Origin of the sequence: Pseudomonas sp. LRF_L74 (assembly GCF_965644255.1) — a bacterium.
Classification (GTDB): domain Bacteria; phylum Pseudomonadota; class Gammaproteobacteria; order Pseudomonadales; family Pseudomonadaceae; genus Aquipseudomonas.
On the sequence record NZ_CBFFRH010000003.1, the window covers coordinates 123,562 to 135,904 of the forward strand.

At 62.8% G+C, this 12,343-nt stretch carries 13 protein-coding genes; 2 read left to right on the forward strand and 11 right to left on the reverse strand.

Going from position 1 to position 12,343, the window contains the following annotated elements:
- Positions 1-10: 10 nt before the first annotated feature.
- A complete protein-coding gene (locus ACSZPK_RS09190; protein WP_437881151.1) occupies positions 11-538 on the reverse strand; it encodes a YceD family protein in 528 nt (175 codons plus the stop codon).
- 104 nt (positions 539-642) lie between these two features.
- Here ACSZPK_RS09190 and ACSZPK_RS09195 point away from each other — a divergent pair, with 104 nt between their 5' ends.
- Positions 643-1,221 carry a Maf family protein gene (locus ACSZPK_RS09195; RefSeq protein WP_437881152.1) on the forward strand — a complete coding sequence of 193 codons (579 nt, stop codon included), beginning with the start codon at positions 643-645 and terminating at the stop codon, positions 1,219-1,221.
- Positions 1,222-1,276: 55 nt separating this feature from the next.
- Here ACSZPK_RS09195 and ACSZPK_RS09200 read toward each other — a convergent pair whose 3' ends face one another.
- From ACSZPK_RS09200 to rluC, 3 genes are read right to left on the reverse strand one after another with little or no spacing between them, the layout of a single operon-like run.
- Positions 1,277-2,239, reverse strand: a complete 963-nt coding sequence (locus ACSZPK_RS09200; protein WP_437881153.1) for a S49 family peptidase — start codon at positions 2,237-2,239, stop codon at positions 1,277-1,279.
- A complete protein-coding gene (locus ACSZPK_RS09205; protein ID WP_437881154.1) occupies positions 2,232-2,921 on the reverse strand; it encodes an HAD-IA family hydrolase in 690 nt (229 codons plus the stop codon). The genes ACSZPK_RS09200 and ACSZPK_RS09205 overlap by 8 nt, the downstream gene beginning before the upstream one ends.
- On the reverse strand, positions 2,914-3,873 hold the full coding sequence (gene rluC, locus ACSZPK_RS09210; RefSeq protein ID WP_437881155.1) for a 23S rRNA pseudouridine(955/2504/2580) synthase RluC: 960 nt from the start codon (positions 3,871-3,873) through the stop codon (positions 2,914-2,916). Before rluC ends, ACSZPK_RS09205 begins: the two co-directional genes overlap by 8 nt.
- 668 nt (positions 3,874-4,541) lie before the next feature.
- On the opposite strand from rluC, the gene rne reads away from it, so the two are divergent.
- Complete coding sequence (rne, locus tag ACSZPK_RS09215; protein WP_437881156.1) at positions 4,542-7,622, forward strand: ribonuclease E; 3,081 nt, start codon at positions 4,542-4,544, stop codon at positions 7,620-7,622.
- Positions 7,623-7,751: 129 nt separating this feature from the next.
- Here the strand turns inward: rne and murB are convergent, their stop codons facing one another.
- From murB to ACSZPK_RS09250, 7 genes are read right to left on the reverse strand one after another with little or no spacing between them, the layout of a single operon-like run.
- Positions 7,752-8,771 (reverse strand): UDP-N-acetylmuramate dehydrogenase, encoded by a 1,020-nt coding sequence (murB, locus tag ACSZPK_RS09220; protein ID WP_437881157.1) that lies wholly within the window; start codon positions 8,769-8,771, stop codon positions 7,752-7,754.
- Complete coding sequence (locus ACSZPK_RS09225) at positions 8,768-9,232, reverse strand: low molecular weight protein-tyrosine-phosphatase (protein WP_437881158.1); 465 nt, start codon at positions 9,230-9,232, stop codon at positions 8,768-8,770. The genes murB and ACSZPK_RS09225 overlap by 4 nt, the downstream gene beginning before the upstream one ends.
- Positions 9,232-9,996, reverse strand: coding sequence for a 3-deoxy-manno-octulosonate cytidylyltransferase (kdsB, locus tag ACSZPK_RS09230; protein ID WP_437881159.1), 765 nt, complete (start codon positions 9,994-9,996; stop codon positions 9,232-9,234). Before kdsB ends, ACSZPK_RS09225 begins: the two co-directional genes overlap by 1 nt.
- Positions 9,993-10,178 carry a Trm112 family protein gene (locus ACSZPK_RS09235; RefSeq protein ID WP_437881160.1) on the reverse strand — a complete coding sequence of 62 codons (186 nt, stop codon included), beginning with the start codon at positions 10,176-10,178 and terminating at the stop codon, positions 9,993-9,995. The genes kdsB and ACSZPK_RS09235 overlap by 4 nt, the downstream gene beginning before the upstream one ends.
- Before the next feature lie 29 nt (positions 10,179-10,207).
- The gene (gene lpxK / locus ACSZPK_RS09240; RefSeq protein ID WP_437881161.1) at positions 10,208-11,212 is read right to left on the reverse strand and encodes a tetraacyldisaccharide 4'-kinase; all 1,005 of its coding nucleotides are present in this window, start codon (positions 11,210-11,212) and stop codon (positions 10,208-10,210) included.
- Positions 11,212-11,649, reverse strand: a complete 438-nt coding sequence (locus ACSZPK_RS09245; protein WP_437881162.1) for an ExbD/TolR family protein — start codon at positions 11,647-11,649, stop codon at positions 11,212-11,214. The genes lpxK and ACSZPK_RS09245 overlap by 1 nt, the downstream gene beginning before the upstream one ends.
- Positions 11,646-12,281: a MotA/TolQ/ExbB proton channel family protein gene (locus tag ACSZPK_RS09250; protein ID WP_437881163.1), complete on the reverse strand. Its 636-nt coding sequence runs from the start codon at positions 12,279-12,281 to the stop codon at positions 11,646-11,648. The genes ACSZPK_RS09245 and ACSZPK_RS09250 overlap by 4 nt, the downstream gene beginning before the upstream one ends.
- Between the last annotated feature and the right edge of the window lie 62 nt (positions 12,282-12,343).

Sequence of the window (12,343 nt, forward strand, 5' to 3'; positions counted from 1 at the left end):
CTAATAACTCCTAAACGTTTGGGTCACGCTTTAACTGCGCCAAAACACTGAACGGGTTGGACCGCGTAACCTCGTCCTCGACCGGCTCAGGCTCATCGAGACCGGCCGGTTGCTGGCAATCTTCGGGGGCATGGAGCGGGACGATCGGAAGCGCAAGCAACAGCTCTTCCTCGACCAGCGCCGACAGATCCAGGGGATCTTCGCCCATTTCCAGCACGTCATAGCCCTTGGGCAACGACTGAGGCTCCTTGCCTTCCTTCACGAATGCGTAGTGACATTCGCTTTGGATTGGCAGAGCCACCAGTTCCAGACAACGCTGGCAAATCATCTTGACCTCGACCTCGAGCAGGCTGTGCAAAACTGCAGCCCGGCGCTCGTCTCGTTCGAAGATCAGCCTGGCTTGCACCGTGCCGGAATTATCGGCGAGTGCATCGCACAAGCGTTCGAAACCCGCTACGGGCATCTCCCCTTCAAGGGTAGCGCCACGATCAGCGAGCTTACGGGGATCAACGTGAGGTGGAAGCGGTCCATTCGACATAGGCGCGGTATTCTAGGGACGGCCTACCACCCTGTCAAAGGAAATTCAGGCCTGCACGCTCAAGGCCACTGCCGATAGAATCGCCGTTTTCCAAGGGACACCCCATGCCAGCTCTTGTACTCGCCTCCAGCTCGCCCTATCGCCGCGAACTGCTGCAGCGCCTGCGCCACCCGTTCACCTGGAGCGCGCCAGCAGTCGATGAAACGCCACACCCCCACGAGGACGCCGACTCGCTGGTTCGTCGACTGGCCGAAGCCAAGGCGCGCGCACTAGCACAACGCTACCCCGACCACCTGATCATCGGTTCGGACCAGGTCGCCCTACTCGGCAACCAGATTCTTGGCAAACCTGGCGGATTCGCTCGCGCCAAGAGCCAACTGCTGGCCGCCAGCGGCGGCAGCGTAACCTTTCTCACCGGCCTTGCCCTGCTGAACACCGCCACTGGAAATTGCCAGGTCGACTGCGTTCCGTTCACCGTGCACTTTCGCGAACTCGACGAAGCCCAGATCAGCCGCTACCTGGAGAGCGAGCGCCCCTATGACTGCGCCGGCAGCTTCAAAGCCGAAGGCCTTGGCGTGAGCCTGTTTCGCGCGACGGAAGGCGAAGACGCCACCAGCCTGGTCGGCCTGCCCCTGATTCGCCTGGTGCACATGCTGAACAGCCAGGGCATCGAGATTCCCTGAACACCCCCATATAAAAGGAAGAAGCCCGGCGTGCCGGGCTCCTCGATCAAGACACTCAGCGCAGGCTTGGCCCACCGAAACCGAGACGCATGGAGAGATCCTCGGCGACACTGGCTCCAAGCTTCTTGGCAAAGCGATCGAGCGGCGTCTCCTCACGCGTGTAGTTGACGATGTCCTTGGCCTTGATCACTTCGCGAGCCACATAACTGCTGCTGCCCAGACCGTCGATCAAACCCAGCTCCAGCGCCTGCTCGCCCGACCAGATCAAGCCGGAAAACAGCTCAGGGTGCTGATCAGCCTTGAGGCGATCGCCACGCCCCTTCCTGACGCTGTCGATGAACTGCTTGTGAGTAGTCTGCAGAACCCCCTGCCAGAACGCAGTTTCATCGGCCTTTTGCGGCTGGAACGGATCGAGGAACGCCTTGTGCTCGCCCGAGGTATACACACGGCGATCAACCCCCAGCTTTTCCATAACCCCGACGAAGCCGAACGTGGTTGCCGTCACACCAATCGAACCGACCAGGCTGGCCTTGTCCGCATAGATTTCATCCGCGGCACTGGCAATGTAGTAGGCACCGGAAGCACCGAGATCAGTGATGACCGCATAAACCTTGACATCCGGATGCTCGGCCCGCTGACGCTTGATCTCGTCATAGACGTAACCGGATTGCACCGGGCTGCCGCCCGGACTGTTGATGCGCAGGATGATGCCACGCGTCTTGGGGTCATCGAATGCGGCACGCAAACTGCCGACGATATTGTCGGCACTGGCCGACTCATCAGCCATGATCATGCCGCGAATCTCGATCAGCGCCGTATGGTTCTCACCACGCGCCGCCACTTTCTTCAAGTCCAGAATCGGCACCACCAGCAACAGCGCGACGAACAGATAGATGAACGTCAGCAGCTTGAAAAAAATCCCCCAGCGACGAGCGCGGCGCTGCTCGCCAACGGTCGCCAACAGGGTTTTTTCCAGCAATGCCCAGCTCTTTTCGCCACTGCCTTTATCTTCAGACATGCTCCACCACCTCGAAGGTCTTACCCGTAGACGCACCCAACCAGGTACGCAATTCGCCAAACGCCCCAATCGACAAGCGCGGCCCATGCAAATTCAGGATTTCCAGCGGCTGCGCACCGAACCCGACGGCAACCGAATCCATCCCGGCATTGCGCGCCATCTGCAGATCGAACACCGAATCGCCAATCATCAACGCCCGCTCGACCGGCACCGAACAATGCGCCAGGATTTCCCGCAACATCAATGGATCGGGCTTGCTTGCCGTTTCGTCAGCGCAACGCGTGATATCGAAGCGATCCTGCCAGCCCCTCGCCCGCAACAGACGGTCAAGCCCAGCGCGACTCTTGCCAGTCGCCACCGCCAGCAGGTATCCCGCCTCACGAAAAGCATCCAGCCCCTCTTCGACGCCAGCGAACAAGGCCGAAGGCTCGCTATCCAGCAGGATGTAGCGCTCGGCGTAGGCCTGGCGGAATGCCTCAAGCGCTGACGCGCCTGTCAGCTCGGGATGCAGCGTGGCAATGGCTTCAGGAAGCCCGAGACCGATGATGCCCTTGATCGCCTCGTCGCCACGCGCCTCCACATCGCAGACACTGGCCGCATGGGCCATGCAACTGACGATGCGCCCGATCGAATCGACCAGCGTGCCGTCCCAATCGAAGATCAGCAGCCGGTAATCAGGCACCCAGACGCTCCAGGGTCGCCGCCCAGATGTCGTCGACCGGCGCCTCGAGGCTCAAGGTCTGGCCATCGGGCAAGGCGACACTCAGTGCATAGGCATGCAGGAACAGGCGCTTGCCGCCCAGTTCGCGAATTTCACGGGTGAAGTCTTCATCACCGTACTTGGCGTCACCGGCGATCGAGTGGCCGGCATGCTTGGTATGCACACGAATCTGATGGGTACGTCCGGTGATCGGGCAGGCTTCGACCAGGGTGGCGAACTCACCGAAGCGGCGCAGCACACGGAACTCGGTCAGCGCCTCCTTGCCCTCGGGATTGACCTCCACCATGCGCTCACCCGAGCGCAGATTGTTCTTCAACAGCGGCGCAGAGACTTTCTTCTTGGCTGTTGGCCAGTTGCCACGCACCAACGCCATGTAGCGTTTATCGACGCCATCACCCCGCAGCGCCTCGTGCAGGTGGCGCAGCATGCTGCGCTTCTTGGCGATCATCAGCAGGCCGGAGGTGTCACGGTCGAGACGGTGCACCAACTCGATGTCCTTGGCGTCCGGACGCATCTGACGGAAAGCCTCGATCACCCCGTAATTCAGCCCGCTACCGCCATGCACGGCGATGCCGGCCGGCTTGTTCAACACGATCAGCGCCTTGTCTTCGAAGACGATCGCCGCCTCCAGGCGCTCGAGCAGGCTCTGCGCCAGCGGCGCCGGCTCATCGCGCTCGGCCAGGCGCAGCGGCGGCACTCGCACCACATCGCCAGCCTGGAGCTTGTATTCCGGCTTGATGCGCCCCTTGTTAACACGTACCTCACCCTTGCGCAGGATTCGGTAGATGAGCGTCTTGGGCACCCCCTTCAACTGGGCACGAAGAAAATTGTCGATACGCTGCCCGGCGTATTCCGGCGTTACTTCGAGAAACTGGACAGCGGCGCCTGGAGCGGCCGCAGATGAATCTGTCATCGATGAATTACCACGACATACGAGCTGGCAGTGCCAACGCAACGAGAATGAAACAGGGTCACACATGCCCTCCCGGCCAGCGCCGGCACGGCCGGACCGATGAGTGAAGGCCGCTGATCATAGCAATTTTTTATGCAATTGAAGCACTTAATCATTACTGATATATTCGGGAACGCCGCCAAAAGCGGCCCGACTGTAAAGTACGGAAAAACATCAACGCTACAGTCGAGAGCAACCCATTCAGGGCGCGAGGCCGCCCGACGGAAACCTAGCAGCGCGAGCGCGCGAGGCTTCCGGAAACAAAGCCTTAGCCACAGACATGAGGGCTTTCAAGGAAGCGCTCACTAAAAGCCAACCCGCTGCAGGATTCTGCGAGCGGCACCCGATTTTAACGATACGTGTAGGGTGGAGATGCACAACCGTCGGACTGCGTAGTTTCATCGAGACGCGTCACTATCGTCCGCAGCGACTGGTTGATTCCTCCCCTGACTTGAAGTGCTTCTGTTACCTACAGCAAGCAGGAGCGTCGTCGCAGACCCGGCCCAATTGGCCGATGAATGACGGCAAGGGAATGATTTACGACCATTTCTGACGCACCCTGACACCGACCGTGAGAAGTCGTGTGTGCCAAACGCCGTTTCCGGCAGCCCGGAAACCATTGGTACAACATGAAAAGAATGCTAATCAACGCAACTCAACCCGAAGAGTTGCGTGTCGCTCTGGTAGATGGCCAGAAGCTCTATGACCTGGATATCGAATCCGGCGCTCGCGAGCAGAAAAAAGCCAACATCTACAAAGGCCGCATCACCCGCGTCGAACCCAGCCTCGAAGCCGCCTTCGTCGACTTCGGCGCCGAACGCCACGGCTTCCTGCCGCTCAAGGAAATCTCCCGCGAATACTTCAGCAAGTCGCCCGAAGGCGGCCGCGTCAACATCAAGGAAGTATTGAAGGAAGGTCAGGAAGTCATCGTCCAGGTCGAGAAAGAAGAGCGTGGCAACAAGGGCGCAGCCCTGACCACCTTCATCAGCCTCGCCGGTCGTTATCTGGTCCTGATGCCGAACAACCCGCGCGCCGGCGGCATCTCCCGCCGTATCGAAGGCGAAGAGCGCAATGAACTGCGCGAAGCCCTGAACGGCCTCAACGCCCCGGGCGACATGGGCCTGATCGTGCGCACCGCCGGCCTTGGCCGCTCCAGTGACGAACTGCAACTCGACCTCGACTACCTGATCCAGTTGTGGACCGCGATCAAGGACGCTTCCCGCGACCGCGCCGCGCCGTTCCTGATCTACCAGGAATCCAACGTCATCATCCGCGCGATTCGCGACTACCTGCGCCAGGACATCGGCGAAGTGCTGGTCGACAGCGTCGAAGCCCAGGACGAAGCCCTGTCCTTCATCCAGCAGGTCATGCCGCAGTACGCCAGCAAGATCAAGCTGTATGAGGACAGCGTGCCGCTGTTCAACCGCTTCCAGATCGAAAGCCAGATCGAAACCGCTTTCCAGCGCGAAGTGAAGCTGCCATCCGGCGGCTCCATCGTCATCGACCCGACCGAAGCCCTGGTGTCCATCGACATCAACTCCGCGCGTGCCACCAAGGGCGGCGATATCGAAGAAACCGCGCTGCAGACCAACCTCGAAGCGGCCGAAGAAATCGCCCGCCAACTGCGCCTGCGCGACATCGGCGGCCTGATCGTCATCGACTTCATCGACATGACCCCGGCGAAAAACCAGCGCGCCGTCGAAGAGAAAGTGCGCGAAGCCCTCGAAGCCGACCGCGCCCGCGTCCAGGTCGGCCGCATCTCGCGCTTCGGCCTGCTGGAAATGTCCCGCCAGCGCCTGCGCCCGTCCCTCGGCGAAAGCAGCGGCATCGTCTGCCCGCGCTGCAACGGCCAAGGCATCATCCGCGACGTAGAATCCCTGTCGCTGGCGATCCTGCGCCTGATCGAAGAGGAAGCCCTGAAGGACCGTACCGCCGAGGTCCGTGCCCAGGTGCCGATCCCGGTTGCCGCCTTCCTGCTCAACGAGAAGCGCAACAGCATCACCAAGATCGAGCTACGCACCCGTGCGCGCATCATCATCCTGCCGAACGACCATCTGGAAACCCCGCACTTCGAAGTCCAGCGCCTGCGCGACGACAGCCCGGAAGTGGCAAACGGCCAGTCCAGCTACGAAATGACCGCAGCCGAGGTCGAGGAAGCGACGCCAGCAGCGGCCACGCGTACCCTGGTACGCCAGGAAGCCGCACTGAAGACCACGCCGCAACGCGCCGCGGCGCCGGCATCGACGCCGGCCGCTCCGCTGGCACCGACCGTGGCGACACCCGAGCCAAGCCTGTTCAAGGGCCTGGTCAAGTCCCTGGTCAGCCTCTTCGCCGGCAAGGAAGAAACCCAGCCGGTCACCGAAGAAAAGCCCGCCGAGCGTAAGCCGCGCAATGACGAACGCCGCAACGGCCGCTCGCAGAATCGCCGCGAGAACCGTGGCAGTCGTGGCCAGCGTGACGAAGAGCGCAAACCACGTGAAGAGCGTCAACCGCGTGAGGCCCGCGAGCCACGCGAAGAGCGTCAACCTCGCGAAGAACGCCAGCCGCGTGAAGAGCGTCAAGCCCGCGAGGAACGCCCAGCTCGTGAAGCCCGCGAGCCACGCGAAGAACGTCAACCTCGTGAAGCTCGTAGTGAAGGCCAGGAAGGTCGTCGTGAGCGTCAGCCTCGCGAGGAGCGCCGCCCACGCGAACTGCGCGAGCCCCTGGACGCGCCGGAAGGCCGTAGCGAAGAACAGCGCACCGAGCGCAAGCCACGCGAAGAACGCCAACCGCGCCCGCCGCGTGAAGAGCGCCAGCAACGCGTCGAGCAGGCGGCAGCCAGCGAAGAAGAAGTGCTGCTGAACAACGAGCAGGCCGATGACGAGCAGGAAAACAGCGAGGGCGGTGATCGCCCGCGTCGTCGCTCCCGTGGTCAGCGCCGCCGCAGCAACCGTCGCGAGCGCCAACGTGATGCCGAAGGCAACCTGATCGAAGGCGAAAACGAAGAAGGCGAAGCCAGCGAGAACGAAGCCGATGCCGTCGCTCCTGTTGTCGCCGCCGCCGTGATAGCCACTACCACTGAAATCGTGGCCGAAGAAACCAAGATCGAAGCAGCGCCTCAGGTTACCGGCGAGCCAGTCGTCGAGCAGCCTGCTGCGGTGGTCGAACAAGTCCAGGCCAGCGCTCCGGTAGAAGCAGAAGTCGAAGCATCTGCTCCGGCTCCGGCTCCGGCTCCGGCTCCGGCTCCGGCTCCGGCTCCGGCTCCGATCGTCGAAGTCGAACCGGCTCCTGTCGAGGTTCCGGTAGAAGCGCCTGTCTCCGTGGAAACACTGGTCGAGCAGCAGCCAGAAGCCGAGGCAGTGGTCGAAACGGTAGCCCCGACAACCTCCAGCAACGGTCGCGCACCTAACGACCCTCGCGAAGTTCGTCGCCGCAAACGTGAAGCCGAGCGTCTCGCCGCCGAAGCTGCCGCCGCCGCTCAACAGGCGCCAGTTGCTGCAGCACCGGAAATCGAGCAGCCGGTCGCCGCCGAGCCGACACCGGTAGTTGTCGAGGCACCCGCCGAGCCAGCTCCGCAGGTAGAGGAAACTCAACCCGCACCGATCGCCAGCGAAGCCGCACCCACCCCGGCAGCAGCCGAGCCAGCCCCAGCCGAGCCAGAAGCTACTGAGGCGCAGCCGACCGCCGAGGCGGAGCAAGAGCCCAAGGAAGAAGAAGCCAAACCGCAGTGATGCGAGAAGGCTGACGAAAAAGGGGATGCAATTGCATCCCCTTTTTTATGCCCAGGAAAACATGAAGAACCCGATGCCCTTGTGCCTTGGATACACGGGTTTCGATGCAGGATGGGGCGGCAGCTCCTGTCAGAGCACGTTCGGCTCGATCTCCAGGGTGACGCCAAAGCGCTGGAGAATATCCGCTTGGATGCGCCGCGCCAGATCGAGCAGTTGCTGGCCTTGCGCGTCGCCGTAGTTGACCAGGACCAGGGCCTGCAAGCGGTGCACGCCTGCATCGCCATCCTGATAGCCTTTCCATCCTGCACGCTCGATCAGCCAGCCGGCCGCCAGCTTCATCTCGCCCTCGCCCACCGGATAAGCCACCAGGTCGGGGTGCTCGGCACGGATACGCTCGGCCAGCGCGGCGCTCACCACCGGGTTCTTGAAGAAACTGCCGGCATTACCCAGCACCGCTGGATCAGGCAGCTTCTCGGAACGGATCGCACAGATCGCCCGACTGACATCGGCGGACGTGGCGGACTCGATGCCCATCTCTTGCAGGCGCTGGCGTACCGGCCCGTATTCGAGGTGCAATTGTGCATTGCGCAACAGGCGGAAACGCACACGCAGGATGATCCAACGACCGGCCTGGCGCTTGAACAGGCTGTCGCGGTAACCAAAGGCACATTCACCCAGCGTGAATTCGCGCAACTCGCCGGTCTGCTGGTCGAGCGCAGTCAACCCGGCGAACACATCCTTGATTTCCACGCCGTAGGCACCGATGTTCTGTATCGGTGCAGCACCGACAGTACCAGGAATCAGGCTGAGGTTCTCAAGACCGGCCAGCCCCTGGGCAATGCTCCATTGCACGAACGGATGCCAGGGCTCGCCCGCTTCCGCCTCGACCACCACGGATTCGCCGTCGTCTTCGACAATACGCAAACCACGGCTGGCCATGCGCAGCACCAAAGCCTCGACGTCGCGGGTCAGCAACAGGTTGCTGCCGCCGCCGATGACCAGCAGTGGCAAACCCCGCTCGGCAGCCAACGCAAGGGCCTCACGCACATCCTGTTCGTTTCCGGCCTGGGCGAACAGCCTGGCACTGACATGGATACCGAAGGTGTTGAAGGGTTGCAGCGAGACGTTCTCATGCAGTTCGAGGCTCACAGGCGCCTCCGCACTTCGTCGAGCAGCGCGTCGCTGGCCTGCTCGATCAGGTCGAGCACCCGTTCGAAGCCATCTGCGCCGCCGTAATAGGGATCGGGCACCTCGTCCACAACAAGGCCATAGCGACGCAGGAACAAGTCCAGCTCCGCCCCGCCCTGCCCATGTCGCTGCCCCTGCACATCACGCAGGTTGTTGGCATCCATGGCCAGGATCAGGTCGAAATCCTCGAAGTCCCGAGGACGAAACTGCCGGGCACGCAGCCCGGACAGATCATAGTTGCGCCGACCGGCCGCAAGCTGGGTACGCCGGTCCGGCGCCTTGCCCACGTGCCAGTCGCCAGTGCCCGCCGAGTCCACCCGTACCTGCGACTCCAGTCCGGCAACCGCCAGCCGTTGGCGAAACACGCCTTCGGCGGTTGGCGAGCGACAGATATTGCCCAGACAGACGAATAGGATGCGCATCAGCCCCCCAGCAACCGTCGTACGCGATCCAGGTCTTCCGCCGTATCGACGCCAGCGGCAGGCGCCTCCAGGGCGTCGGCCACATGGATGCGCACGCCATGCCAGAGCGCCCGCAGTTGCTCCAGGCACTCGGTGTCTTCCAGCCAGCAGGGGCCCCACGCGACGAAGTCGTGCAGGAAGCCGGCACGATAGGCGTAGATACCGATATGGCGGCGATACGGTACGCCTGGCGGCAATTCATCCCGGGACTTGGCGAAGGCATCGCGCGCCCAGGCCAGCGGCGCACGGCTGAAGGTCAGGGCCAGGCCGGTCTTGTCGCTGACCACCTTGACCACGTTGGGGTTGAACAGTGCCTGCACATCGTGGATCGGTTCCGCCAGGGTGGCGATACCTGCCTGAGGATTGGCCGCCAGATTGGCCGCGACCTGATCGATGATGCGCGGCGGAATCAGCGGTTCGTCGCCCTGCACGTTGACCACGATGGCATCCGCCACCAGGCCGAGCTGGGTCGCGACTTCGGCCAGGCGGTCGGTTCCGGAGTTGTGATCGGCACGGGTCAGCAGCACTTCGGCACCGAACGCCTGACAGGCGCTGACGATACGCGCATCATCGGTGGCCACGACCACCCGGGCCGCCGCACTTTCCCGCGCCCGCTCCCAGACGTGCTGGATCATCGGCTTGCCGGCGATGTCCTGCAACGGCTTGCCGGGCAAGCGACTGGACGCATAACGCGCCGGGATCACCACGGTGAAGGCCGTACTCATTTGTCCAGGCGCTCGTCGGTGTTCAGGGTGCGCGCTTCGGTTTCCAGCATGACCGGAATGCCATCGCGGATCGGGTACGCCAGGCCGGCGCCCTTGCTGATCAGCTCCGTCTTGTCTTCGCTCAGTTGCAGCGGGCCCTTGCACACCGGGCAGGCGAGAATGTCGAGCAGTTTGGAATCCATGAGCAACGGTCCTTGGACGAAGTGATAGGTCAGTCACGCCCGGCCAGCAGTCGCTCCAGTTGCGCGTCGAACCAGGCGACGAAGGCAACCGAAGGCCTGGCATCCACCGCCAGGTACCACCAGTCATCGCCAGCGAATCCGCGGCACTTGACCGCATCCTTTTCGGTCATCAGCAACGGCAGGGCCGGGCTGAAATGCAATGCCTGCGGGCTGTAGACCGCGTGGTCGGCGAAGGCGTGAACAATAGGTCGCCAGTTTAACCCTTGCAGGGTGGCGAAGAAACGCTGCGGGTTGCCGATACCGGCGACCGCGTGCATCTGCTGGCCGGCGGGGAAATGCTCCAGCCCTGCTCGCCTGCCGCTGGCGACATGCACCAGGGCCGTCGGTTCGAGACGAAACGCATAGCCGTCGGGGGTATCGGCCTGGGCACCGTTGTAGAGCAGCGCATCGACCTCGGCCAGGCGCTCGGCCGGCTCGCGCAACGGCCCGGCGGGCAGGCAGTGGCCGTTGCCCAGGCCCCGCGCAGCATCGATCAGCACCAGTTCCAAATCGCGGGCCAGGCGGTAATGCTGCAGGCCGTCATCGCAGAGGATCAGGTCCAGCGGTTCTTGTTCCAGTAGCGCTTGCACGGCCTGGGAACGGCGCGGGTCGATTACCAGCGGTACAGCGCTGCGTCGCACGATCAACAGCGGCTCATCGCCCGCCACCGACGCAGAATCTTCGGCCCGCACACGCCAGGGAAAACGCTCAGGTTTGGCGCCGTAGCCACGACTCACCACGCCAACGCGCAGACCACGGGCACGGCAATGCTCGATGAGCCAGAGAATCAGCGGCGTCTTGCCGGTTCCGCCAACCGTGATGTTGCCCACTACCAGTACCGGCACCGGGGCGCGGTAGATGTCACCATCGCCGGCGAGGAAAGCGGCACGCTTGCGCCGCACCACGCCGCGATAGAGCCATTCGAGCGGCCGCAACAGCGCCAGGGCAGGATGACCGCCGTACCAGGCGGCCAGCAGGCGATCGGAGAGCGCCATCACTTGCCCGCGCTGGACTCGACGGTGGTCATGCGTAGATGGCTGAAGCCAAGCTTGCCGGCAGCATCCATGGCAGTGACCACGGATTGGTGGGTAGTCTTGGCATCCGCACTGATGATCAGCGGCATGCTGGTGTCACCGTTGGACTCCTGCTGCAGCACGTTGGTCAGGCTTTCCAGGTCGTTCTTCACCAACACCTTGCCATTGACCGCGTACTGGCCCGTCTCATCGATACTCAGTTCCAACGGGTTGGCCTGGGCTTCATTGGGTTCGCCGCTGGCGGCCTCGGGCAGGTCGATCTTCAACTGTGTAGGACGGCTGAAGGTAGTGGTCACCACGAAGAACAGCAGCAACACGAAGATCACGTCGATCATCGAGGTCAGGTTGAGGAACACCTCTTCCCGGGCGACGTTGCCCGCTCTGCGCCGGAACTTCACGCCTTGCCTTCCTCGACGAAATCGACTTCACGGTCGCCCTGTACCACCTCGACGAGCTTGATGGCCTCCTGCTCCATGGACACGACCAGTTCATCGACCCGGCGCAACAGGTAACGGTGGAAGAACACCGCCGGGATGGCCACGATCAGGCCTGCGGCGGTAGTCACCAACGCTTTGGCGATACCGCCCGCCAGGACCGGCGCATTGGCCATGCCGTTGTTCATGAAACCACCGAATATCTCGATCATGCCGAACACGGTGCCCAGCAGACCGAGCAGCGGCGCCATGGCCGCGATGGTGCCGAGGGCGTTGAGGTAGCGCTCCAACTCGTGGATGACCCGGCTGGCCGCTTCCTCGATGCACTCCTTCATGATCTCGCGGCCATGCTTGGAGTTGGCCAGACCTGCGGCAAGGATCTCGCCCAGCGGCGAGGACGCCTGCAGTTCCTTGAGCGTCTGTGCGTTGACCTGCTTGCCCTTGACCCCGCGCCACACCTGGCCCAGCAGATGGGGTGGCGCTACCCGGCTGCGACGCAGCGCCCACAGGCGTTCGGCGATGATCGCCATGGCAGCGATGGAACACAGAATGATCGGCAGCATCAGCCAGCCGCCCGCTTTGACCATTTCCCACACGGTTGGGCATCCCCCAGAAAAAAGTGGCGACACTCTAGCATAGGGTCGAGGCCACGAAGCCT